We start from the raw sequence: 22,327 nt of genomic DNA on the forward strand, positions 1-22,327 counted from the left end.
GATCGTCCGTGGGATATTATCCCGGAAACAGGCTCGCGTGGACCGGCGCGCGCTCGGGCCCCCCCGCGCGCTCCTCGGCGGGGTCCTCCTCGCCCTCGTCGCGGACGGCGCGCCCGTCGACGCCGTCGGCGAGGAAGTCGCGCAGCGGCGGCCCCACGGACTCGGGTTCGACGAGGAACGCGTCGTGGCCGTGGTCGGACTCGACGACGTGGTGGGCCGTCGGCACCTCCGCCTCGCGGGCGGCCTCGGCGAGCAGGCGCGACTCCTCGACGGTGAAGTGCCAGTCGCCCGTGAACGACAGCGCGAGCAACTCGCCCTCGAAGGCGGCCAGCGCCTCCGCGTCGGAGCCGTAGCCGGCCGCGAGGTCGTACTCGTCCATCGCGCGGGTGAGATAGAGGTAGCTGTTGGCGTCGAACCGGCCGGTGAACGAGTCGGCGTTGTAATCCAGGTACGACTCCACCTCGCGGTAGGGGAAGAACCGGCCCGTCGGGTCCGGCGGCGCGTCGCCGAAGGCGCCGCGGCCGGCCGCGCGGCGGCCGAACTTCCGCGCCATCGACGCCTTCGAGAGGTACATCACGTGGCCGATCCGGCGGGCCTGCGCGAGCCCGTCGTCCGGGTTCGGTCGGTCGGCGCCGTAGTAGTCGCCGCCGTTCCAGTTCGGGTCCGTGGTGATGGCTCGTCGCGCGATCGCGTCGAGCGAGAGGCACTGCGTGTCCAGCCGCGGCGCCGTCGCGACGGCGGCCACGCGGCGTACGTCGTCCGGGTAGCGCTTCGCCCAGTCGACTGCGTTCATGCCGCCGACGCTGCCGCCGACGACGGCGTGCAGGCGGCCGACGCCGATCCGGTCGAGGAGCCGCCGCTGGGCGCGCGTCCAGTCGCCGACCGTCACCGGCGGGAAGTCGGTGCCCCACGGCTCGCCGTCCGGGCCCTCCGACGGCGGCCCCGATGAGCCGTAACAGGAGCCGGGGACGTTCACGCAGACGACGTAGTACTCGGTCGTGTCGATGGCCTTCCCCGGCCCGACCACGTCGTCCCACCACGCGCGGGCCTGCCCCGCCGTCTGGACGCCCGGGGTGCCCGTCGGGCCGTCCCCGGCGTCGGCGTCGCTTCCGCCTTCCTCGTCGTCGCCCTCGCCGCCCGCGTCGTCGCCCCCGTCCGCGCCGCCGCCGACGGCGTCGGCGTCGTGCTCCTCGCTGCGGGGGGCGTTCGAGACGTGCTGGCTTCCGGTGAGGGCGTGACAGACGAGCACCGCGTTATCACCGTCGAACTCGCCGTACGTCTCGTACGCGAGCGTGAGGTCTGACACGGACTCGCCGCACTCGAAGCGGAACTCGCCGACGGACTCGACGGCCGTCATCGCGTCGCCTCCGCGATGGCGCGGTCGAGGTCGGCCACGATGTCGGCGGGGTCCTCGATGCCGACCGACAGGCGAAGCAGGTCCGGGCTGACGCCCGCGGCCGCCTGTTCCTCCTCGGTGAGCTGGGCGTGGGTCGTGCTCGCGGGGTGAATGAGCAGCGACCGCGCGTCGCCGATGTTCGCGAGGAACGAGATCAGTTCCACCTCCTCGCAGAGCCGCTTCCCGGCGACGAAGCCGTCCTCCAGCCCGAACACGACCATGCCGCCGAAGTCGTCGAGGTACTCGGCGGCGTTGCGGTGGGTCGGGTGGTCCTCGAAGCCCGGGTACGTCACCCACGCGACCGCGGGGTGGTCGCGGAGGTGTTCGGCGACGATCCGGGCGTTCTCGCAGTGCTTCTCCATGCGGATGGGGAGCGTCGAGAGGCCCTGGAGGGTCTGCCAGGCGTCGAAGGGTGACTGCGGGTTCCCGAGGGCGCGGACGCCGCGGTGGCGCGCGACCTGCGCGAACGCCCGCTCGCCGAATCGCTCGGAGAAGTCGACGCCGAAGGCGGGGTTCTCCCCCGACAGCTCCGGGTAGTCGGCGTCCGGGTGATCCCACGGGAAGGTGCCGCCGTCGACGAGGACGCCGCCGACCGTGGTGCCCGCGCCGTGGATCCACTTGGTGGTGGAGTTCCACACGACGTCGGCGCCGTGGTCGATCGGGTTGCACAGCGCCGGCGTCCCGAACGTGTTGTCGACGACCAGCGGGACGGCGTGCTCGTGGGCGATGTCGGCGACCCGCTCGAAGTCGGGCGTGACGAGCGAGGGGTTCGCCAGCGTCTCGACGTGGACGAAGGCGGTGTCGTCGTCGACGGCCTCCTCGTAGGCGTCGTACTCGAGGGTGTCGACCGTCCGCGTCTCGACGCCGCGGCGGGAGGCGATGTGCGCGAGGTAGGCGCTCGTGCCGCCGTACATGTCGGCGCTGGCGACGACGTTGTCGCCGGCGCGGGCGAGCAGGCTCGTCGCCGTGTCGATGGCGGCCATCCCCGAGGCGGTGGCGACGGCGTCGGTTCCCCCCTCCAGGTCCGCAAGGCGCTCCTCCAGCACCCGGGTCGTTGGGTTGGAGATGCGCGTGTACACGTCGCCCTCGCGCTCCAGGGCGTACAGGTCGGCGGCGGTGTCGGCGTCGGGGAACGAGTAGGAGGTGGTCTGATAGATCGGCGGCGCGCGGGCGCCGGTCGCGGGATCCCCCCGCCAGCCGGCGTGGAGCGCCCGCGTCCGCTCGCGCCAGTCGCCCCGCGGCGCGTCGGCGTCGTCGGTCATGTACGACGGGAATATTCCCCCGGACGGTTATGCGCGCCAGTTACGGCAACGTCTGCCGGGTGACGAACGGACTCCCAAAGCCTAAAGCGGAGACCGGCGGAAGCGGGCGGTATATGGCCGCCATCGAATTGGAGGGAGTCACGAAGCGGTACGGCGACGTCACGGCCGTCCGCGACCTCGACCTCGCGGTCGAGGAGGGCGAGGTGTTCGGCTTCCTCGGTCCGAACGGCGCCGGCAAGTCCACGACGATCAACATGCTCCTCGACTTCGTCCGCCCGACGAGCGGCACCGTGCGGGTGCTCTCGCGGGACGCGCAGGCGGAGTCGGTGGAGGTGCGCCGCCGTACGGGCGTCCTCCCGGAGGGGTACGACGTGTACGAGCGGCTCACCGGCCGCCAGCACGTCGAGTTCGCCATGCGATCGAAGGAGCTCGATGGCGACGTGGACGCCGTGCTGGAGCGCGTCGGGATCGCCGACGCCGCCGACCGCCGCGCGGGCGACTACTCCAAGGGGATGCGCCAGCGGCTCGTCCTCGGGATGGCGCTCGTCGGCGAGCCCGAGATCCTCATCCTCGACGAGCCCTCCTCGGGGCTGGACCCGACCGGCGCCAAGGAGATGCGCGAGATCGTCCGAACCGAGGCCGACCGCGGCGCGACGGTGTTCTTCTCCAGCCACGTGCTCGGGCAGGTCGAGGCCGTCTGCGACCGCGTCGGCATCCTGCGCGAGGGCGAACTCGTCGCCGAGGACTCCATCGAGGGCCTGCGCGAGGCCGTCGGCGGCGAGGAGCAACTGGTCGTCACTGTCGACGCCGCCAGCGAGGAGGATCTGCAGGGCGTCCGCGCGCTCGCCGGCGTCTCCTCGGCGGCGACCGACGGCGGCACCGTCTCCGTCTCCTGTGAGAGCGACGCGAAGACGAAGGTGATCGGGGCGTTAGAGGACGCCGGCGTCACGGTGAAGGACTTCACCACCGAGGAGGCGAGCCTGGAGGACCTGTTCCTCACGTACGCGGAGGACGGCGGCGCCGGGACCGACGGCGGCGACGCCACCGCCGCCGACACGGGGGTGGCCGAATGACGCCGGCCGGCGACGCGGCGGTCGGCCCCCGGGGGTGGTCGGCGTGAGCCTGGAGGCCGTCGCGCGCAAGGACTTCCAGGACGCCGTCCGCTCGCGCTGGCTGCTGGGGCTGACGGCGTTCTTCGTCCTGCTCGTCTCGGTGGTCGTCTACCTCGTCCGCCCGGGGGAGGGACAGACGCTCTCGACGAGCGCGCTGCTCGGATCGATCTTCGTCCGCGACGCGCTCGTCACGACGCTCATCCCGCTCATCGCGCTGGTCGTCTCGTACAACGCCGTCGTCGGCGAGCGCGAGTCGGGGTCGCTGAAGCTGCTGCTCGCGCTGCCGCACTCGCGGGCGGACGTGGTGTTCGGCAAGGTGGTCGGCCGCGCCGGCGCCATCGCCGTCCCGGTGTCGGTGGGGTTCCTCCTGCCGGCGCTGGTGGCCGCGATCGGCCCGCTGTCGCTGCAGGTCGGGACGTTCCTCGGCTACATCCTGCTGACGCTGCTGCTGTCGTCGGCGTTCGTCGCCATCGCCGTCGGCTTCTCGTCGGCGGTGGCGTCGAACCGGCTCGCCATCGGCGGCGCCGTCGGGCTCTACTTCCTGTTCGTCCCGCTGTGGGGCGCCATCCAGTTCCCCCTGCGGCTGTACCTGGGGACGGGCGGCCCGGGTTGGCTCCCCATCGCCGGCTCGGAGCTGCTGCGGCTGCTCCGGCTGATCAACCCCACGGGCTCGTTCAAGATCGTCTCCGGCGAGTTCGTCGGCGGACTCCTGTTCGCCGCCGGACGGGGCGGGACCGAGGCGGCCGGCCAGTACGGGACGCAGATGGAGATCGCGGCGTTCGCGATGCTGGCGGCGTGGCTGCTGGTGCCGCCGCTGCTCGGACTGTGGCGGTTCGAGGGCGAGGACCTGTAGACTCCCACCGAACCGGATTCGCTCTCGTCGTTCTCGTCAGTGTCGAGGTGCCCGCGCTGTCGCTCGCGAAAGCCCCCGACGCTCTCGACTCGCGCGGCTCGCTGCGCTCCTCGCTACGGTCGCTACCGCTCCCTCCGCTGCGGTGCTTGCGTCGCCGTGCTTCGTCGGGAGCGCCGGCCCCTTTCAGTCCCGCCCGACAGCACCGCACGGCAGCCACGACCTCCCCAGCCGATTCACTCGTCGCTCACCCCGTTCGCTCCTCGTTCATCCCTCGCGCGCTCCCGGCGGGCACAGAGGCCCGCCGCCGCGCGCCACCGCCGTTCTCTATTCCTCCCCTTCTTCGGGCGGCCACTCGATACCGTGGTCCGCGAGGAGGTCGGCGAACGCCTCCTCGTCCAGTTCGGGCACGTCGTTCGCCGCGGCGTCCTCGCGCTTGCTCGTCCCCGGGTTCTCGCCGACGACGAGGTAGTCCGTGTTGCCAGAGACCGACGAGGTCGCGTTCGCGCCGTGCGCCTCCACCAGGTCCTGTGCCTCGCTGCGAGTGGTCGACAGCGACCCGGTGAACACGAAGGTGCGCCCGTCGAGGGCGTCGCCCGTCTCGGTGTCGTCGGGCTGGGGGTCGACGTACCGGAGGAGGTCGTCGATGACGCGGGCGTTCTGCTCGGCCTCGAAGAAGTCGCGGACCGTCCGCGCGACCGTCTCGCCGATGTCGTCGACCGCCTGTAGCTCCTCCTCGCTCGCCGTCCGGACGGCCTCGAAGGTGCCGAAGTGGCGCGCGAGCCGGCGGGCGGTCGCCTCGCCCACCTCGTGGATGCCGAGCGCCGCGAGGAACTCCGCCAACTCCGGCTCGGTGCTGGCCTCTATCTCGCGGATCAGGTTGTCCGCGCTCGTCTCGCCCCACCCCTCCAGCGCGGCGAGTTCCTCCCGGCGGTCGGGCAGGCGGTACAGGTCCGGGATGGTCTCGACGAGCCCCGCCTCCCGGAGCTGTTCGACCGACTCCTCGCCCAGCCCCTCGATGTCGAGCCCTCCGCGGCTGGCGTAGTGGACGACCGCGCGCTCGGCCTGGGCGGGACACGCCAGCCCGTTCGGGCAGAACGCGAGCGGCCCGTCGCGCTCCACCTCGCTGCCGCAGGCGGGACACTCCCCGGGGAACTCGTAGGGGGCGTCGCTGCGGGACTCGACCACCTCGGCGACCTGCGGGATCACGTCGCCGGCGCGCTTCACGCGCACCTCGTCGCCGACGTTCACGCCGAGCGACTCGATCTCGTCGGGGTTGTGCAGCGTCGCCCGCGAGACCGTCACCCCGCCCACGTCGACCGGGTCGAGGAGCGCAACCGGGGTGAGCCGCCCGGTGCGGCCCACCTGCACCACGATGTCCTCGACGGTCGTCACCTCGTGGCGCGCGGGGAACTTGTAGGCGAACGCCCAGCGGTAGCTCCGGGCCTTCGTCCCCAGCTCCTCGCAGGCGGCGCGGTCGTTCACCTTGATCACGACGCCGTCGATCTCGTAGTTGAGGTCCTCGCGCTCCTCGGCGAGGCGGTCGCGGTAGTCGATCGCCGCCTCGATGTCGGCTGCGAGTTCGGCCCGGTCGTTCACGTGCAGGCCGAACGAGTCCAGCGCGTCCAGTTCCCCGAGATGGGTGTCGGGACGGGCCGGGGCGTTCGGATCGGCGTCGCTGTCCGGTTCCCACCCGAGCACGTCGTAGAAGAAGCAGTCCAGCGGCCGCTCGGCGACGGCGTCGATGTCCAGCTGTCGGAGGGTGCCCGCGGCGGCGTTGCGGGGGTTCGCGAACGGCTCCTCGCCCGCCTCGACGCGCTCGCGGTTGTGCTCCTGGAAGGCGTCGCGGGGGATGAACACCTCCCCGCGAACTGCCAGCGTCCCGGGCGGGTCGCCCCCGAGGCGCTCGGGGACCGAGCGGACCGTCCGCACCTGCTCGGTCACGTCGTCGCCCTCGCGGCCGTCGCCGCGCGTGGCCGCCTGCACGTAGCGCCCGTCCTCGTACACCACCTCGACCGAGAGGCCGTCGAACTTCGGCTCGCACGAGTAGGTCACCTCCGCGTCCGCGCCCAGTTCGCGCCGGACGCGCTCGTCGAACTCGCGCACGTCCTCGGCGTCGCCCGACTGGTCGATCGACAGCATCGGCGCGGCGTGCTCGACCGTCTCCAGCTCGTCGAGGGTGCCGCCCCCCACGCGGCGCGTCGGCGACTCCGACGTGTCGAGGTCGAAGGCGTCCTCCAGCTCCGCCAGCCGCGAGAACAGCGCGTCGTACGTCCGGTCGGCGACCAGCGGGTCGTTCTCGGCGTAGTAGCGGTAGTCGTGCTCGCGGACCGCCGCCCGGAGCAGGGCGGCCTCGCGCTCGGCCTCGTCGGCGTCGAGGTCCTCGACGGGCGCGAAGTCGGTGTCGGGGTCCGTCAGGTAGGGGTTGTCCGGGTCGGCGAACCGCAGGTCGTCGGCGTCGACCTCCGCGGGCGTGCTCATCGCCGGCGCTTGGGGCGGTCCCCGCCTCAATCCATCGAAGGCGACGCGCGCTCGGCGGCGATCGTCTCCCCGCCGGGGCCTACGCCCCGCCGTCGCCGACGAGGACGCCCTCGGCCTCGAACAGGTCCGCGAGCTCGAACATCGACTCCACGACCGCGTCGCACGCCGGCTCGACCGCGGGCTTGGGCTCGTAGCCGACGGCCAGCCCCGCCACCTCCAGCATCGGGAGGTCGTTTGCGCCGTCGCCGACGGCGACGGTCCGGGTCATCGGGACGCCCTGCTCGTCGGCGACGCGCTCCAGTTGCTCGTCCTTCGTCCCCTCGACGAGCGGCCCCTCGACCTCGCCGGTCAGCCTGCCGCCCCGGATCGGCAGGCGGTTGGCGACGATCTCGTCGACCTCGGCGCCGGCGCTCTCCAGCGCGCGGGCGACGCCGCGCTCGAAGCCGCCGGTGAAGATGGCGACGTAGTGCCCCCGCTCGCGCAGGCGCCCGATCACGTCGGCGGCGCCCTCGCGGAGTTCGACCGCTCCGTACGCCGCCTCGGCGTCCGCCTCCTCCAGGTGCTCCAGCAGCGCCGCGCGCCTCCGGAGGCTCTCGGCGTAGCTGAGTTCGTCGTTCATCGCCCGCTCGGTGATGTCGGCCATCTCGTCGGCGACGCCGCACCGCTCGCCCAGCAGCACCGTCATCTCCGAGTCCGAGAGCGTCCCGTCGAAGTCGAAGGCCACGAGTCGCGTCATGGCTCACGGTTCGGCGGCCGGGGCTTCAACTCCCCGGCTCGGGCGAGCGTTCCGGGACCGACCGTCCGGCCGGGCTCGCCCCCCGGTCACCGGCCCCGGGGCGGCCGCTCGGACGGTCCTCGCCGGCGTCCCGTCGCCGCGGCAGCACCGGCACAGCGCCCGCCGGATAATACACACACGTGGTACCTACTCCCGGACGGAGGGAGTGACATATCCATCTACGTGGACAGTTCCGCCGGGCGAGTTCCGCCGAGGTGGAAAGCCTTTACCACGCGCCGGAACTCCGGTCGGGCATGAAGGTACTCGTCACGGACCCCATCGCCGACGCGGGGATCGAGACGCTCCGAGACGCAGGCCACGAGGTCGTCACGGGCTACGAACTGGAGGGGGAGGCGCTGCTGGAGGCCGTCGCCGACGCGAATGCGCTGATCGTGCGGTCGGGGACGGAGGTGACCGCCGAGGTGTTCGAGGCGGCCCCCGAGCTGGTGATCGTCGGGCGCGCCGGCATCGGCGTCGACAACATCGACATCGAGGCGGCGACCGATCACGGCGTCGTCGTCGCGAACGCGCCGGAGGGGAACGTCCGCGCGGCCGCCGAGCACACCGTCGCCATGACGTTCGCGGTCGCCCGCTCCATCCCGCAGGCGCACGGCCGCCTCAAGGAGGGCGAGTGGGCAAAGGGCGACTACCTCGGCCGGGAGGTGAACAACAAGACGCTCGGCATCGTCGGCCTCGGGCGCGTCGGCCAGGAGGTCGCCAAGCGCCTCGACTCGCTGGGGATGGATCTGGTCGTCTACGACCCGTACATCAACGAGGAGCGCGCCGCCCAGTTCGGCGCCGAGCTCGTCGACGACCTCGACGACTGCCTCGCCCGCGCCGACTTCGTCACCATCCACACGCCGCTGCTCCCCGAGACGGAGGGGATGATCGGCGCCGAGGAGCTGGAGACGATGGGCGACGCCTACCTCGTCAACTGCGCGCGCGGCGGCATCGTCGACGAGGACGCCCTCGCCGAGGCCGTCGAGGACGGCCCCGTCCCCGGCGCGGCGCTGGACGTGTTCGCCGAGGAGCCCCTCCCGGCGGACTCGCCGCTGCTCGACGTGGACGACGTCATCGTCACGCCCCACCTCGGCGCGAGCACGGAGGCCGCCCAGGAGAACGTCGCCGTCGACACCGCCAAGCAGGTGCTTGCGGCCTTCGAGGACGAGCCGGTCGTCAACGCGCTCAACGCCCCCTCGGTCGACGAGTCGGCGTTCCCGCGCATCGAGCCGTACCTCGACGTGGCCGAGACCGCCGGCAAGATCGCCGCCCAGCTGCTCGGCGAGCGCATCTCCGGCGTCGAGGTCCACTACGAGGGCGACATCGCCGCCGAGGACGTCGAGCTCGTCACAGCCAGCGCGCTGAAGGGCGTGTTCTCGCCGCTGGAGTACGAGGTGAACGCGGTCAACGCACCGCAGCTCGCGAAGGACCGCGGCATCGAGGTCACCGAGAGCAAGACCCGCCAGGCCGAGGACTTCCAGAGCCTCGTCACGGTGACCGTGAAGGACGGCGACACGGAGCTGTCCGTCTGCGGGACGCTGTTCGCCGGCGACGACCCCCGGATCGTCCGCATCGACGGCTACCGCGTCGACGCCCGGCCGTACGGCCAGATGCTCGTCGCGCGCAACCGCGACGAGCCGGGCGTCATCGGCCTCATCGGGACCGTCCTCGGCGACGCCGACGTCAACATCGCGGGGATGTTCAACGCCCGCGAGACCATCGGCGGCGAGGCGCTCACCGTCTACAACCTCGACGACCCGCTCCCCGAGGACGCCGTCGAGCGTCTCATGGCCGACGACCGGATCATCTCGGTGACCCGGATCACGCTCGACGGCCGCGAGGAGAGCGGCTGACCCGGCCGTCGGCGACCCCGGCTCAGGGGCGTCGCAGGCGGTCCAGGACCCGTTCGAGCACCGACCGCTCGGGCGGCCCGTGACTCACGCCGCCCCCGCTTCCGTCCCCGTCTCGCTCCCGTTCTCCCTCGTCCTCCCCGCCGGTCCCGTCGGGTCGCTGTCCCCGGCCGACGCGGTCGGGGTGGGTCCCCCCGTCGCTTCCGTCGGGGCCGTCGGAGCCGTCGCGGGCGGCGTCCAGCAGCGCCTCGTAGTGGTCGACGATCCCCTCCCGCTCGCGCCGCCGCGCCGCCAGTCGGTTCCGAAGCCGCTCGTTCTCCGCGCGCAGTTCCTCGACCGCCTCCGCGGTCGCCCGTCCCGCCGTCGACTCGACCCCGTCGGTCGGCGTCTCGCGGTCCGTCGCCTCCTGCTCCGCCGCGGTCCGACCGATCGCCGCCCGTCCCGTCGTCCCCTCCCCGTCCGCCTCGCGCTCCGTCGCCTCCCGATCGACCGCCCGTTCCGCCGTCTCGCGCCCCGCCGTCCGCCCTCGCGGCGCTCGCCCCGCGTCCGCCGACGGTCCCCGGTCTCCTGGGTCCCTCGCCATGTTCACATGTACCACCCGAGGCCGCAAAAACCCGCGTCGGACGCGCGGGTGACGGGCGAGTCACGCGGGCGATCCGGATAACGCGCGGGAGTCCGGAGACGGTCGGCCGGGTCGCCGCCGGCCTACTTCGCGCCGATGTGCTCCAGCACCGCCTCGGTGGAGTTGTCGACGGGCTCGGGATCGCCGCCGGCCTCGTAGGCGGCGTCGGGGTCCTTCAGCAGGTGGCCGGTCGTGAGACACACCACGTCCTCGTCGGCGTCCACGCGGCCCGCCTCGCGGAGTTTCCGGAGGCCGGCGACGGAGGCGGCGGAGGCGGGCTCGACGCCCACGCCCTCGCGGGCGAGGTCGCGCTGCGCCTCGGTGATCGCCTCGTCGTCGACGGCGACGGCGGTGCCGCCGGTCGCGCGGATCCCCGGCAGCGCCTTCGGGGCGTTCACCGGGTTGCCGATGCGGATGGCGGTCGCGCGCGTCTCCACCGACTCCCAGCGGCGCACCTCGTCGGCGCCGTTCTCGATGGCCTCGACCATCGGCGCCGCGCCGGCGGCCTGCACGCCCGTCAGCGCGGGCACCTCGTCGGCGTCCATCGCGCCGGCGGCGACGAGCTCGCGGAACGCCTTGTACAGCGCCGCGGTGTTGCCCGCGTTGCCGACGGGGAGGACGATCCGGTCGGGGAGGCGGCCGTAGTCCTCGCGGAACTCCTCGAGGATCTCGAAGCCGATCGTCTTCTGGCCCTCCAGCCGGAACGGGTTCAGCGAGTTGAGCAGGTACACCTCCCCGCGGGCCGCGAGGTCCTGCACGATGTCGAGGCAGGCGTCGAAGTTGCCGTCGACCTCGAGGATGCGCGCGTCGTGGAGGCTCGCCTGCGCGACCTTGCCGGCGGCGACCTTCCCCGCCGGGAGCAACACGAGCGTCTCCATGCCCGCGCGGGCGCCGTAGGCGGCCAGTGCGGCGGAGGTGTTGCCGGTGGAGGCGCACGCGAGCCGGCCGACGCCGAGCTCGCGCGCGACGCGGACGCCGACGGTCATCCCGCGGTCCTTGAACGAGCCGGTCGGGTTCATCCCCTCGTGTTTGATCCGGAGGCGGTTCACGCCGAGGTCCTCGCTGAGCCGCGGCACCTCGTGGAGGGGGGTGTCGCCCTCCGGCAGCGAGTACCACGCTCCGCCGCCTCCGGCGGCTCCGTCCGAGGCGCTCCGCGCCTCGCCCTCCTCGAAGGGAAGCGCGGCCGCGTACCGCCAGACTCCCTCGCCCTCGAAGTCGGCGAACGTCGGCGGGTCCGCGTAGCGGACCTCCAGCAGGCCGTCGCAGTCGTTGCAGGTGAAGCGGACGGCGTCGAAGGGGGCGAACTGCGCGCCGCACGCGATACACTCCAGCCAGACGTCGTCGTCGGCGACCGCCGGGGCGTCCTGGGCCGGCGCGTCGAGGGAGAGGCTCATGCGGTAGCGGTCGAACTCGCCGGGTAAAAGTCGGCCGTTCGTGGCGGGTAGTGCCAGCGATGGCGAACGGCGCGGGGCCGACCGACGGGAGGCCCCGGCGGACGGCGGAGCGGTCCCGTGCCGCCCCGCCCCGACAGTAGAGCGAGACGATCCGCGAACCCGGACGGACCGGGGGCCGGGGCCGCTACTCCGTCTCCTCGCCGAACTCCTCGATGACCTCGTGGACCGTCTCGGCCCACTCGTCGAGCGCCTCGTGGAGGAGTTCCTTCGCCTCCGGCAGCGGCGTGGCGGTGTACTGGTACACGTAGCCGCCGGGGTCGAGCAGCCGGCGCTCGCGCTCGGCCAGCCCCTTCTCCAGGAGCGTCGTGAGCGAGCGGTTCACGTTCGACCGGTCGCGCTCCAGCACGTCCGCGAGCTCCTCGACGGTGCTGCCGGGGTTCTCCAGCAGGCGGAGGTACGTCCGGCTCTCGTGCTCCTGGATGCCGAAGACGCACGCCATCACGTGGCCGAAGCTGGGGTCGTTCGTGTCGATGAGGTCCTCCATGTCCGGCGTCTCGCTCATGTCGTCCGTACCGACGGCGCCTCCGTGAATAAACCCCGGCGGTCCCCGACGGTATCGCCGTCGCCGCCGGCCGGCGGGCCCGGAGCTCACCGCTCCGCTTCGGACTCGGCGGCGTCCGTCCCGTCTCGGTCGCCCGGCTCCGCTCCGGCCTCGTCGCTCGCGTCCGCCCCCTCCCCGTCGTCCCGGGCGTAGCCCATCCGCCGGATACAGGTGAGCATCCCGTCCTCGTCGTCGTGTTTGTGGAGCCGCGTGGGCGTGTCGCAGTAGTACGTCTCCCCGTCGTGACGGAGGGTGAGCTTCCGCTCGCTCCCGAACAGGTCGGCGGTGACGACGACCCGGCGCCCCTCCCGGAGGGCGTCGATGATCTCCTCGGCCGTGAGCTCGCCGGCGTCGACTTCGAGCGGCTGCATGCCCGGAACTGCGCGGGCCGGCGTTATGTTTCTTGTCTCCCCGCCCGGAGTTCCCGCCGTGAACGTCCGCACCATCGACCACGTGAACCTCCGGATCCCCGGGGACGGGCTGGCCGACGCGCGCGCCTTCTACGCCGACGGCCTCGGCCTCGACCTGGAGGGCGTCGACCGCTTCGAGTCGGGCGAGAAGCCGTTCTTCGACGTGCGCCTCGCCCCGGAACACGTGATCCACCTGTGGCCCACGGAGGACTTCGAGCCGCCGGAGGCGACGAACTACGACCACGTCGCGCTCGTCGTCGAGGAGGACGTCGAGACGGTGAAGGACCGCCTCGCGGCCGCCGGGATCGACGTCGAGACGGAACTGGACAGCCCGCTGGGGGCGACCGGGGAGGCGGGCGCGGTGTACGTCCGTGACCCGTTCGGCTACCGGGTGGAGCTGAAGGAGCCGGTCGCGACGGAGTAGGGGGGCGCCGACCGTCCCGGTCGCCGGAGCGACCTCAGTTCGTCGTCGGGCTTCTCCACCCCGACGCCGACCGAGACGGCCGACGGCGCGGCCTCAGTTCGTCGTCGGGCTGGACTCCCCCTCGTTGCCCTCCTCGACCGTCTCCGTGGGCGCCTCGGCGCCCTCGGCGGCCTCGGCGCCCTCGACCTCCTTCGGCGTGTCGACGTGCCAGCGGTCCACGTCGTCCTCGTAGCCGGCGAGCCGCTCGGACACCTCGTCCTTCAGGTCGTCGTCGTTGACGTTCACCTCGAAGATGAACTCCGGGCCGCCCTCGCCACGGGTGGACTTCTGGATGTTCGCCGAGACGAGCTCGTTGTCGAAGTAGTACGGCGCCATCTGGGTCATGACCCGCCGGTAGACGGTGTTCTCGAACTTCCGGACGGCCTTCCGGCCGGCGGAGTCGGCCGCGCGGGCGACGTGGTCGATGGAGTCCTTCCAGGAGTCGAGCGCGCCGTCGTTGTCGCCGTCCTCGACGCGCTCGTACGACTCCGAGAGCTTCTCGCCGGCGGTCTGGAGGTCCTCCTCGGGGCTCTTCCCCTCCTTCTCGCCTTTCCCCTCGGCGACGCTGGCCTGGTCGGCGGTCTTCTCGTTGACGTCCTCGCCGAGCCGCTCGTGCGCCTTGGGGCGCCACTCGTCCCACTCCTCGAAGGCGTCGCGGTCGACGTCCGGCGCCCCGGCCTCGTGGAGGGCGCGAGTGATGCGCTCGCCGTGCTCGACGACGTCGCCCCACTCGCCGCGGACCTTGAAGCCGGAGATGCTCTCTTCCATGCGATTGAGCGCCGGCTACGACCCGAAGCGGGATAAGCGTCTCTCCATCGTCACGCGCCCGTCGGACGCGGCCGCCGGCCGGGCGACGGCTCGGTCCGGTCCGGCGGGCGGCGCCGCGGTCACCGCTTGCCGTACGTGAGCCGGGTCGCCACGTCGTCGATCTTCGAGACGACGCCGCCGAGCCACGCGCCGGGCGAGGCCCGCCGGAGCTGGTCGTCGTCGACCTCGATGCGCTCCTCTCCGAAGGGGTCGCGGTCGGCCGCCCCTTCGCCGTCCTCGGTCGCGTCGACGACCGTCGTCATCGAGCACCGGCCGCACGTCTCACGTTCGCCGAATCCCATGGTGATCGGTCACACCGTCGTGGACGACGGTGATAAACCCTCCGCGCGGATGTCGTCGCCGCGGACGACCGCGGACGACGGGCTTTTCATCCCCGTGGGCTTCCCGCGAGGTATGGGATACCACGTCGTGACCCCGGACGAACTGGAACCGGTGCCGGATCGTCCCTGCGAGCTCAGACGCGTGAGCGAGGCCGCCGGCTTCGAGGAGATGGCGGCCAACTGGTTCCGCGCCGAGCCGGGCGAGGAGATCCCGCTGGCGTACCACTACCACGACGATCAGGAGGAGCTGTTCTACGTGATCGAGGGGACGCTCCACGTCGAGACCCCCGAGGGGACCTACGAGGTGCCTGAGGGGTCGCTGTTCGCGGTCGAGCCTGAGAGCCCGCAACGGGCGCACAACCCCGCGGACGCCGACGCGCCGGTGACGACGCTCGCCGTCGGCGCGCCCGCCGTCGACGACGTCCACCCGTACGAGCCGGAGTCGTGAGATGAGCGAGGACGAGGGCGGCGGGCGACCGGGCGGGGCCGCCGACGGCGGCGGGGACGACCCCGGCGGCGCGCTCGGCGGCGGCGTCGACCCGGCGACGGCCGGGGCAACCGGGGCGGACGGCGAGGAGCCGCGGACCGACGAGCACGGGCGGGTACTCGACGGCGACGCCTACGAGGACGTCCCCGTGTGGGACGACGAGTACCTCGACCGCGTCAGCGACCGCCTCATGTTCAACTACGACCTCGAGCGCGACCACCGCGCGCTCGGCGAGCGGTTCGACCTCTACGGGAACATGCGGATCGCCTCCCAGAAGGAGTTCTTCCACCCGTCGCTCGACTACGCAAACCACCACAGCGACGAGCACCTGTTCGCCCGCCGGGTCGACTCGGCGACCGTCCGGGAGCTGGAGCGGCTCGTCGACCTCGGCCACCGGCTGGCCGACGAGCGCGTCGAGGCCGACGAGGAGCACTTCGGGACCGACTTCTCGTTCGTCCTCGTCGCCCCGGAGATCCCCGAGGACGTCCGGGAGTTCGTCGTCGACTTCCGCGAGCGCCAGCTACTGAAGCTGGGGTACTACGGCCACTACGAGATCACCCTCGGCGTCGTCGCGCCCGAGCGCGAGGAGGCGGTCGCCAGCCGCGAGGCGGACGTGGTCGCGGCGTTCACGCTGTGGGACGACGTGCCCGAGCGCCGGTCCGGCGGGCTCGTCTCGCGGCTGCTCCGCCGGCTCAGGGGGTAGATCGGGTCGAGTCGGGTCGAGTCGGGTCGGGTCGAGTCGGGTCGAGTCGGGTCGAGTCGGGTCGGGTCGAGTCGGGTCGAGTCGGGTCGGGTCGAGTCGGGTCGAGTCGGGTCGAGTCGGGTCGGGGCCCCCACGGTCGCCGGCCTACAGCGCCTCCTTGTACGCCTCCAGCGTCTCCTCGACGTCCGCCTCGGTGTGGGCGTAGGAGACGAACTGCGACTCGAACTGGTTCGCCGTCAGCCAGATCCCGCAGTCCTTCATCTCCTGCCAGAACACGCGCTCCCAGCGCTCGGTGGCCGCCCGGGCGACGTCGGCGCCGGTCTTCGGGCAGGCCTCGAAGCGGGGACACGACTCGCGCTGGCGGCAGCCGCCCTCGCAGTGCCCCTCGAAGGTGTCGGGCGCCTCGCGGGTGAACACCGTCTTGAACATCGAGTCGGTGCCGACGACGGTGTACTCGGGCGCCTGGTCCTCGCAGATGTCCCGGATCCCCGAGCGGAGCCGCTCGCCGAGTTCGTTCACGTGGTCGTAGACGTCGTGTTCGGCCGCGTACTTCAGGTACTCGTGGCCGGCGGCCATCGTCACCGGGTGGCCCGAGAAGGTGCCCGACTGGAACACGTCGCCGCCGGGCGTGAAGTGCTCGATGACCTCGGCTTTGCCCCCGATCGCGCCGACGGGGAAGCCGCCGCCGATGATCTTCCCGAAGGTGGTCACGTCGGGGGTGACGCCGAACTTCCCCTGGGCGCACTGGAGGCCGCCGACGCGGAAGCCGGTGATCACCTCGTCGAAGATCAGCAGCGAGCCGTGGTCGTCACAGAGGTCCCGGAGCGTCTCGTGGTAGCCCTCGACCGGGTGGACGATGCCCGAGTTCGCCAGGATCGGCTCGGTCATGACCGCCGCGATCTCGTCGCCGCGCTCGGCGAACACCTCCCGGATCGCGTCCTCGTCGTTGAACGGGACGGCGATCGTGTGCTCGGCGAACTCGTCGGGGATGCCCGGCGAGGAGGGGTGGGTGTGGTACGGGTCGTCGCCGGCCTCCACCAGCGTCGACTCCTGGGCGCCGTGGTAGCCGCCCTGCATGATCACGATCTCGTCGCGCCCGGTGTACCCGCGGGCGAGGCGGACCGCCGAGACGGTGGCCTCCGTGCCCGAGTTGACGAACCGGAGCATCTCCACCGACGGGACGTGCCGGGCGACGAACTCGGCGTGCTTCACCTCCACCTCCGTGGGGCCGCCGTACATCGGGCCCTGGCTGGCGTGGCGCTGGACCGCCGACTGCACCCGCTCGGGCGGGTCGTGGCCGTACAGGAGCGGGCCGTACCCCATCACGTAGTCGAGGTAGCGGTTGCCGTCGGCGTCGATCACGTGGGCGCCGTCGCCGCGCTCGACGACGAACGGGTACGGTCGGGTCGCGCGAACCGAGGAGTTCACGCCGCCCGCCAGCACCGAGAGCGCGCGGTCGTACAGCTCGCGCGAACGGTCGTGGTTCATACGCCGCCCTTGGGGTGTGACGCCGAAAGTAGTTACTGGGTCGCGGCGGACGCCGCCGCTGGGCGGGTCGGGTGTGTGGTATCGAAACGGGTGACGAACCGCGACGGCCTGGCGGGCCCGTCGCGGGTAGCCGGACGCGTCACCCGGCAGGCGGCTACGGCGGCCGCGGGGGCGGTGACACGGAACGTGACACGGTGGCGGGCGCGCGGAGGGAGCACCAGTACCAGTGGGGTCCTCCGTCGCGTCGCCCCCGGCGGCCGCGTCCGCGCCGCGTGCGGGGTGCGGACCGAGGTCGGTGTGCGGGCGATGCGGATCGGCGATCGGCGGACCGGATCGGGGACCCGACCCGGTCGCGTGCGTGGGGGCCTACACCGCGCTGCGCCCCCGCTCGCCGGTCCGGATCTGGTAGGCGTCCTCGACGGGGAGGACGAACACCTTGCCGTCGCCCTTCTCGCCGGTCTGTGCGGCCTCGCTGATCGCCTCGGCCACGTCGCCGGCGGGGATGTCCGCGACGACGCACTCGATCTTCACCTTCTGGTGGAGGTCGACCGTGTACTCCTCGCCGCGCCACTGGCCCTTCTTGGCGGGCTGGCTGCCGCGGCCGGAGACGTTCGTCACCGTCAGCGAGGGCGCGCCGATCTCCGCGAGGCCGGTCTTGACCGCCGAGAGCTTGTCCGGGCGGATGAAGGCGGTCACCATCTTGATGCCGCCGTCGTTCGCCTCGCCGCCGTCGGCGCGGATGACGCCGCTCTCGTCCTCGACGAAGCCGCCGTCGGCGGCCGTGTCGGGGCGGCCGAACTCGGGGTAGGTGTCGACGCCGTGCTCGGAGGAGTCGAGCCCCTCGAGCTCGTGGTCGCGGGTGACGCGGATCTCGCCCAGCGCCTTGATGACGCCGAAGACGAGGCCGGTCGCGGCGACCGTCCAGACCGCGATGACGCCGACGCCGACGACCTGCGCGACGAGCGCGCTCACGGTGAAGCCGTCGACCGCGAAGAACGGCAGCAGCACCGCGCCGAGCACGCCGGCGCTCCCGTGGACCGGGAACACCGCGCAGACGTCGTCGATCTTGAGGCGCTTCTCGACGAACTCGAAGACGATGGGGAGCTGGGCGCCGGCGAGCAGGCCGATGACCAGCGCGCCGGGCCAGACGATCGCGTCCGTGTTCGAGGTGACGCCGACGAGGCCCGCCAGGAGCCCGTTGGCGACGTACAGCGTGTCGACCTTCCCGGTCTTGTACAGCGAGAGCGCGCCCGCGCCGATGGCGCCGGCGGCCATGCCGAGCGTCGTCGTCAGCGCGACGCGCCCGACGTAGGAGAACGCCCCGAGCGTGAGCTCGCCGTTCTCGACGGCGAACACCGAGGCCGCGGTGCCGACGTTGAAGCCGTACCAGCCGAACGCCAGCACGAGCGTGCCCAGCACCGCGAACGTCATCGAGTGGCCCGGGATGACGTTCACCGACCCGTCCTCGTTGTAGCGGCCCAGGCGCGGGCCGACGACGTACGCCGCCGTCAGGCCGGCGATGCCGCCCATCCCGTGGACGATCATCCCGCCCGCGAAGTCGGCGAAGCCGAGCGAGGCGAGGAAGCCGCCCGCCCACGTCAGGCCGGTGACGACCGGGTAGATGACCGCCGCCAGCAGGACCGTGTAGGTCACGTACGCGCGGAGCTTCATGCGGCCGGCGACCGCGCCCGAGACGATGGTCGCCGCCGTCATCGCGAAGACGGCGCCGAAGAGCCAGCCGACCCAGTCGGCGGAGTTCTCGGTCGTCAACACGCCGAACGCCTCGGCGATGGAGTAGCCCCCGCCGCCGGTCAGCCCGCCGACGAGCGACGAGACGCCGGCGCCGACGAGGAAGAAGGCGACGACGCCCACGCTCCAGGTGAGGAGGTTCTTCGTCAGCTGGTTCGCCACGTTCTTCGAGCGCACCTGCCCGGCCTCCAGCATCGCGAAGCCGGCGTGCATGAAGAAGATGAGGAAGGTGACCACGAGCACCCACATCATGTTCACCCCCTCGGCCAGCACCGCGGGGTCGACCTGCAGGAGACTCACCGTGCCACCTCACTCGTTCCGCATTCGTTCACCGTTTCCGCGTATTCCGTGTCGTTCTGGTACATCTCCACGCGAGAGGACCTGATTTGGAAGCACATAAACCTTGGAGTTGACAATATCGAATTTCGGGGAGCATATTCGGATGCGTGTCGAATCTTCAGGTGAATATAGGTCATATAAGGTTGTAACGTCGCCGCACGGTCGGCAAGTGTTGCGCGCGACGTAGACGCACATAGTGTAATTCTATTGGTATATAAACACGGATATCCGGGGAACCGGGCGGATTCGCTCGCGCGCGCTCCCCGATCGGGACGGACCGAGCGGGATCTGTGGACGCGAACGGACGCGGAGGCGGCCCGAACCGATCAGCCGTCCAGCTCGGCGACGACCGCCTCGGCGAGCGCCCCGAACGACGCCTCCGCGGGGACGACGTCGACGGCGACGCCGTGACGTTCGGCCGTCTCGCGAGTCGGATGGCCGATACAGCCGACGACGGCGTCGTTCAGCCCCGCGAGGGCGTCCTCGCGGAGGCCCCGCTCGGCGGCGGCGTCGAGGAAGTGATCCACCGTCAGCGAGGAGGTGAAGCAGGCGCCGTCGAGGTCGCCCCGTGCGGCCGCCTCGGCCGAGTCGCCGCTTCCGGCGGGGCGGACGAGTTCGTACAGCACCGTCTCGTGGACGCTCGCGCCGAGGTCGCGGAGGCCGTCGAGCAGGACCGGGCTCCCGTGATCCGAGCGGGCGACCTCGACCCGGACGCCGTCGACGCCGGCGTCGTCGCCGGCCCCCGTCCGGTCGTCCGCGGGCCCCCGTTCCGCGCCGTCGAACGCCGCGACCAGCCCCGTCGAGGAGTACTCGTCGGGGATGAGGTCCACGGTCCAGCCGGCGTCCTCGGCCGCGTCGGCCGTCGCGGGGCCGATGCACGCGATCGCGGGCCGGGTCCCGGCGTCGCCGGGACGGGCGTCCGCGGGCGACCACCCGGCCTCGGCGGCCAACTCCACGCCCGTCTTCGAGGTGAACACGATCCAGTCCGCCGCCCCGGGCGTCGCGCCGGTGGGACGCACTTCGAGCATCGGGTCCGGCACCGCCTCGACCCCGAGCGCGTCGAGGAGTTCGACCGCTTCCGTCAGGCGCTCGTCGTCGGGACGGAACGCCGCGACGCGCGGGCGGTCGTCGTCGCTCATTCGTCCGCCCCCGTGCGGGCCCCGGTCCCGTCGGCGCCGACGCTCGCGTCGGCGTCGCCGCGCCCGCGGAGGAACTCGACCACCCGGTCGCGGGTGCCGGCAACCGCGCCGATCACGGTGATCGCGGGCGGCTCGATGCCCGCCTCGTCGCGCACGTCGACGATGTCGGCGAGCGTGCCGGTCGCGACGCGCATGTCCGGCCAGGTGCCGCGCTCGACGAGCGCGACGGGCGTCTCGGGGTCCATGCCGGCCTCGCGGAGCGCCGCGGTGTACCCCGGGAGCTTCCCGACGCCCATCAGGACGACGATGGTGCCGCCGGTTGCGGCGAGCGCCTCCCAGTCGACGGCCGACTCCTCCTTCGTGGGGTCCTCGTGGCCCGTGACGAACGAGACGGAGGAGGCGTGGTCGCGGTGGGTCACCGGGATGCCGGCGACGCCCGGCGCGGCGACGGGCGAGGTGACGCCGGGCACGACCTCGAACGGGATCCCGTGCTCGGCGAGGTGTTCGGCCTCCTCGCCGCCGCGGCCGAAGACGAACGGGTCGCCGCCCTTCAGCCGGACGACCGACTTCCCCGCGCGTGCGAGTTCCACCAGGCGGTCGTTCGTGTACTCCTGGCTGGTGCGCTCGCCGCCGGCGCGCTTGCCCACGTCCTCGCGCCTGTCCTCCGGGACGGAGCCGAGTATCTCCGGCCCCGGGAGCTTGTCGTGGAGCACCACGTCGGCCTCCTCCAGCAGTCGACGCGCCTTCACCGTGAGCAGGTCGGGGTCGCCGGGCCCCGAGCCGACGAGGTAGACGGTGCCGACGTCGGCGGTCGCGTCGCCGGGGCGCCCGGCGTCCTCCGCCTCGCCGGCGCGGTCGGCGCCGTCGGTGTCGCCCGCCATCTACTCCTCCGCGGCCCCCGCGGCGTCGCCGCCGGGGGGGCCGCCGCCCCCGTCCTCCTCCGCCCGCTTCGCCGTCTCCGTGTCCGCGGCGCGCTTCGCGGCCTCGATGAGTTCGGCGGCCCCCTGCTCGCGCAGCGACGCGGCGAACTCGGCGGCGGCCTCCCGGTAGGTGCGCAGCGGGAGGTCCCGGGTGGCCTTCACCTCGGTCGCGCCGTCGGCCGACAGCACCCGGACGCGGGCGCTGACGTGCTCGCCCTGGACGAGCGCGTTGACGCCGATGGGGGCGATGCAGCCGCCGCCCAGCTCGGCGAGCACGGTGCGCTCGACGCTGGTGGCGACCCGGGTCGGCTCGTGGTCCATCGCCGACCGGATCGTCTCGATCACGTCCGGGTCGCTGGCGGTGACGGCGACGGCGCCTTGGCCGGGGGCGGGGACGTGGTCCGCGCGGTCGAGGCGCTCGACCGCGTACTCGTCGCGGTAGAACAGGTCCGAGCGCCGGAGCCCGGCCTCCGCGAGCACGATCGCGTCGTACTCGTGGTCGACGTCGTACTCCAGGGCGGTGCGCTGGAACTCGCTGAGGTCGTCGAACCACTCCTCGACCGTGCGCTCGTACTCGCGGTCTTCTTCCCGCGCGCCGGGGTCCCCCTTGTGGTCGGCGTCGGCCTCGACGCGGCGCTCGTGTTCGGCCTGCAGATCGGGCGCGACGAGTTTCTGCAGGCGGGTGTCGACGTTCCCGCGGAGGGGCCGCACTTCCAGGTCCGGCCGCTCGGCCAGCACCTGCGCCTTCCGCCGCAGCGACGAGGTGCCGACGACCGCTCCCCGGGGCAGGTCCGCGAGACCGCCGCCGTCGCGGGTGACGAGCGCGTCGCCGGCGGGCGCGCGCTCGCCCACCGCGGCGACGACGAGGCCGTCGGGCATGTCGGTGGGCATGTCCTTCAGCGAGTGGACCGCGGCGTCCACCTCGCCCGACAGCACCTCCTCGTCGAGCGCGCGGACGAACGCGCCCGTGCGCCCCAGCTCGGTGATGAGCGCCTCGTCGAGCTCGTCGCCGCGCGTCTCCACCTCCACCAGCTCCACGTCGCGCCGGCGCGTGGAGAGCTCCTCCCGTACGCCGGCGGCCTGTCGGAGCGCGAGGTCGGAGCCGCGGGTGGCGAGCCGCAGCGTCCCGGATGTCATA

General features: G+C 72.5%; 20 protein-coding genes and 1 pseudogene. 6 read left to right on the forward strand and 15 right to left on the reverse strand.

Features of this window, described 5'->3' with window-relative positions; genetic code table 11:
* Window positions 1-16: 16 nt before the first annotated feature.
* Together metX and ACQUQ1_RS06450 are read right to left on the reverse strand one after the other, a co-directional pair.
* A complete protein-coding gene (gene metX / locus ACQUQ1_RS06445) occupies window positions 17-1,357 on the reverse strand; it encodes a homoserine O-acetyltransferase MetX (RefSeq protein ID WP_435063452.1) in 1,341 nt (446 codons plus the stop codon).
* A complete protein-coding gene (locus tag ACQUQ1_RS06450) occupies window positions 1,354-2,658 on the reverse strand; it encodes an O-acetylhomoserine aminocarboxypropyltransferase/cysteine synthase family protein (protein ID WP_435063453.1) in 1,305 nt (434 codons plus the stop codon). Before ACQUQ1_RS06450 ends, metX begins: the two co-directional genes overlap by 4 nt.
* Before the next feature lie 113 nt (window positions 2,659-2,771).
* On the opposite strand from ACQUQ1_RS06450, the gene ACQUQ1_RS06455 reads away from it, so the two are divergent.
* Window positions 2,772-3,731, forward strand: coding sequence for an ATP-binding cassette domain-containing protein (locus tag ACQUQ1_RS06455; RefSeq protein WP_435063454.1), 960 nt, complete (start codon window positions 2,772-2,774; stop codon window positions 3,729-3,731).
* Window positions 3,732-3,774: 43 nt separating this feature from the next.
* The gene (locus ACQUQ1_RS06460) at window positions 3,775-4,623 is read left to right on the forward strand and encodes an ABC transporter permease (RefSeq protein ID WP_435063455.1); all 849 of its coding nucleotides are present in this window, start codon (window positions 3,775-3,777) and stop codon (window positions 4,621-4,623) included.
* Window positions 4,624-4,947: 324 nt separating this feature from the next.
* Here the strand turns inward: ACQUQ1_RS06460 and ligA are convergent, their stop codons facing one another.
* Together ligA and serB are read right to left on the reverse strand one after the other, a co-directional pair.
* The gene (gene ligA / locus ACQUQ1_RS06465; RefSeq protein WP_435063456.1) at window positions 4,948-7,101 is read right to left on the reverse strand and encodes an NAD-dependent DNA ligase LigA; all 2,154 of its coding nucleotides are present in this window, start codon (window positions 7,099-7,101) and stop codon (window positions 4,948-4,950) included.
* Window positions 7,102-7,180: 79 nt separating this feature from the next.
* Complete coding sequence (gene serB / locus ACQUQ1_RS06470; protein WP_435063457.1) at window positions 7,181-7,837, reverse strand: phosphoserine phosphatase SerB; 657 nt, start codon at window positions 7,835-7,837, stop codon at window positions 7,181-7,183.
* 293 nt (window positions 7,838-8,130) lie between these two features.
* Between serB and serA the strand changes: the two genes are divergently transcribed.
* Window positions 8,131-9,729, forward strand: a complete 1,599-nt coding sequence (serA, locus tag ACQUQ1_RS06475; protein ID WP_435063458.1) for a phosphoglycerate dehydrogenase — start codon at window positions 8,131-8,133, stop codon at window positions 9,727-9,729.
* A 22-nt stretch (window positions 9,730-9,751) separates the two neighbouring features.
* On the opposite strand, the gene ACQUQ1_RS06480 is transcribed toward serA, so the two are convergent.
* The 4 genes and pseudogenes from ACQUQ1_RS06480 to ACQUQ1_RS06495 form a co-directional block, all read right to left on the reverse strand.
* Entirely contained in the window at window positions 9,752-10,309 is a 558-nt protein-coding gene (locus ACQUQ1_RS06480) for a hypothetical protein (protein WP_435063459.1), read from the reverse strand.
* Between the two features lie 122 nt (window positions 10,310-10,431).
* Window positions 10,432-11,742, reverse strand: a complete 1,311-nt coding sequence (gene thrC, locus ACQUQ1_RS06485) for a threonine synthase (RefSeq protein ID WP_435063460.1) — start codon at window positions 11,740-11,742, stop codon at window positions 10,432-10,434.
* A 184-nt stretch (window positions 11,743-11,926) separates the two neighbouring features.
* Complete coding sequence (locus ACQUQ1_RS06490; RefSeq protein ID WP_435063461.1) at window positions 11,927-12,304, reverse strand: helix-turn-helix domain-containing protein; 378 nt, start codon at window positions 12,302-12,304, stop codon at window positions 11,927-11,929.
* Between the two features lie 179 nt (window positions 12,305-12,483).
* Window positions 12,484-12,714: pseudogene (locus ACQUQ1_RS06495) on the reverse strand (hypothetical protein); the annotation flags it as partial.
* Between the two features lie 58 nt (window positions 12,715-12,772).
* Here ACQUQ1_RS06495 and ACQUQ1_RS06500 point away from each other — a divergent pair.
* A complete protein-coding gene (locus ACQUQ1_RS06500; RefSeq protein WP_435063462.1) occupies window positions 12,773-13,177 on the forward strand; it encodes a VOC family protein in 405 nt (134 codons plus the stop codon).
* Window positions 13,178-13,270: 93 nt separating this feature from the next.
* Here ACQUQ1_RS06500 and ACQUQ1_RS06505 read toward each other — a convergent pair whose 3' ends face one another.
* Both ACQUQ1_RS06505 and ACQUQ1_RS06510 read right to left on the reverse strand, forming a co-directional pair.
* On the reverse strand, window positions 13,271-13,984 hold the full coding sequence (locus ACQUQ1_RS06505; RefSeq protein WP_435063463.1) for a DUF5828 family protein: 714 nt from the start codon (window positions 13,982-13,984) through the stop codon (window positions 13,271-13,273).
* A 119-nt stretch (window positions 13,985-14,103) separates the two neighbouring features.
* Window positions 14,104-14,325 carry a hypothetical protein gene (locus tag ACQUQ1_RS06510; protein ID WP_435063464.1) on the reverse strand — a complete coding sequence of 74 codons (222 nt, stop codon included), beginning with the start codon at window positions 14,323-14,325 and terminating at the stop codon, window positions 14,104-14,106.
* A gap of 112 nt (window positions 14,326-14,437) precedes the next feature.
* Here ACQUQ1_RS06510 and ACQUQ1_RS06515 point away from each other — a divergent pair, with 112 nt between their 5' ends.
* Window positions 14,438-14,812, forward strand: coding sequence for a cupin domain-containing protein (locus ACQUQ1_RS06515; protein ID WP_435063465.1), 375 nt, complete (start codon window positions 14,438-14,440; stop codon window positions 14,810-14,812).
* A 1-nt stretch (window position 14,813) separates the two neighbouring features.
* A complete protein-coding gene (locus ACQUQ1_RS06520; protein ID WP_435063466.1) occupies window positions 14,814-15,554 on the forward strand; it encodes a hypothetical protein in 741 nt (246 codons plus the stop codon).
* Between the two features lie 144 nt (window positions 15,555-15,698).
* Here ACQUQ1_RS06520 and hemL read toward each other — a convergent pair whose 3' ends face one another.
* The 5 genes from hemL to hemC form a co-directional block, all read right to left on the reverse strand.
* Entirely contained in the window at window positions 15,699-17,042 is a 1,344-nt protein-coding gene (hemL, locus tag ACQUQ1_RS06525; RefSeq protein WP_435063467.1) for a glutamate-1-semialdehyde 2,1-aminomutase, read from the reverse strand.
* A gap of 366 nt (window positions 17,043-17,408) precedes the next feature.
* Window positions 17,409-19,043 (reverse strand): ammonium transporter, encoded by a 1,635-nt coding sequence (locus tag ACQUQ1_RS06530; RefSeq protein WP_435063716.1) that lies wholly within the window; start codon window positions 19,041-19,043, stop codon window positions 17,409-17,411.
* 413 nt (window positions 19,044-19,456) lie between these two features.
* Entirely contained in the window at window positions 19,457-20,269 is an 813-nt protein-coding gene (locus ACQUQ1_RS06535; RefSeq protein ID WP_435063468.1) for a uroporphyrinogen-III synthase, read from the reverse strand.
* On the reverse strand, window positions 20,266-21,150 hold the full coding sequence (cobA, locus tag ACQUQ1_RS06540) for a uroporphyrinogen-III C-methyltransferase (protein ID WP_435063469.1): 885 nt from the start codon (window positions 21,148-21,150) through the stop codon (window positions 20,266-20,268). Before cobA ends, ACQUQ1_RS06535 begins: the two co-directional genes overlap by 4 nt.
* The gene (gene hemC / locus ACQUQ1_RS06545; RefSeq protein ID WP_435063470.1) at window positions 21,151-22,326 is read right to left on the reverse strand and encodes a hydroxymethylbilane synthase; all 1,176 of its coding nucleotides are present in this window, start codon (window positions 22,324-22,326) and stop codon (window positions 21,151-21,153) included.
* Between the last annotated feature and the right edge of the window lies 1 nt (window position 22,327).

It is taken from the genome of Halobaculum sp. EA56, assembly GCF_051195075.1.
In the GTDB taxonomy this organism is placed as follows: domain Archaea; phylum Halobacteriota; class Halobacteria; order Halobacteriales; family Haloferacaceae; genus Halobaculum.

What these genes read in the sequence shown, in the direction of transcription:
- ACQUQ1_RS06510 (WP_435063464.1), bottom strand. Translation starts at nt 14,325, where the DNA reads ATGGGATTCGGCGAACGTGAGACGTGCGGCCGGTGCTCGATGACGACG.
- ACQUQ1_RS06520 (WP_435063466.1), top strand. Translation starts at nt 14,814, where the DNA reads ATGAGCGAGGACGAGGGCGGCGGGCGACCGGGCGGGGCCGCCGACGGC.
- ligA (WP_435063456.1), bottom strand. Translation starts at nt 7,101, where the DNA reads ATGAGCACGCCCGCGGAGGTCGACGCCGACGACCTGCGGTTCGCCGAC.
- thrC (WP_435063460.1), bottom strand. Translation starts at nt 11,742, where the DNA reads ATGAGCCTCTCCCTCGACGCGCCGGCCCAGGACGCCCCGGCGGTCGCC.
- cobA (WP_435063469.1), bottom strand. Translation starts at nt 21,150, where the DNA reads ATGGCGGGCGACACCGACGGCGCCGACCGCGCCGGCGAGGCGGAGGAC.
- serB (WP_435063457.1), bottom strand. Translation starts at nt 7,837, where the DNA reads ATGACGCGACTCGTGGCCTTCGACTTCGACGGGACGCTCTCGGACTCG.
- hemC (WP_435063470.1), bottom strand. Translation starts at nt 22,326, where the DNA reads ATGACATCCGGGACGCTGCGGCTCGCCACCCGCGGCTCCGACCTCGCG.
- ACQUQ1_RS06455 (WP_435063454.1), top strand. Translation starts at nt 2,772, where the DNA reads ATGGCCGCCATCGAATTGGAGGGAGTCACGAAGCGGTACGGCGACGTC.
- ACQUQ1_RS06450 (WP_435063453.1), bottom strand. Translation starts at nt 2,658, where the DNA reads ATGACCGACGACGCCGACGCGCCGCGGGGCGACTGGCGCGAGCGGACG.
- ACQUQ1_RS06530 (WP_435063716.1), bottom strand. Translation starts at nt 19,043, where the DNA reads ATGATGTGGGTGCTCGTGGTCACCTTCCTCATCTTCTTCATGCACGCC.
- ACQUQ1_RS06490 (WP_435063461.1), bottom strand. Translation starts at nt 12,304, where the DNA reads ATGAGCGAGACGCCGGACATGGAGGACCTCATCGACACGAACGACCCC.
- ACQUQ1_RS06515 (WP_435063465.1), top strand. Translation starts at nt 14,438, where the DNA reads ATGGGATACCACGTCGTGACCCCGGACGAACTGGAACCGGTGCCGGAT.
- metX (WP_435063452.1), bottom strand. Translation starts at nt 1,357, where the DNA reads ATGACGGCCGTCGAGTCCGTCGGCGAGTTCCGCTTCGAGTGCGGCGAG.
- ACQUQ1_RS06535 (WP_435063468.1), bottom strand. Translation starts at nt 20,269, where the DNA reads ATGAGCGACGACGACCGCCCGCGCGTCGCGGCGTTCCGTCCCGACGAC.
- ACQUQ1_RS06505 (WP_435063463.1), bottom strand. Translation starts at nt 13,984, where the DNA reads ATGGAAGAGAGCATCTCCGGCTTCAAGGTCCGCGGCGAGTGGGGCGAC.
- ACQUQ1_RS06480 (WP_435063459.1), bottom strand. Translation starts at nt 10,309, where the DNA reads ATGGCGAGGGACCCAGGAGACCGGGGACCGTCGGCGGACGCGGGGCGA.
- serA (WP_435063458.1), top strand. Translation starts at nt 8,131, where the DNA reads ATGAAGGTACTCGTCACGGACCCCATCGCCGACGCGGGGATCGAGACG.
- hemL (WP_435063467.1), bottom strand. Translation starts at nt 17,042, where the DNA reads ATGAACCACGACCGTTCGCGCGAGCTGTACGACCGCGCGCTCTCGGTG.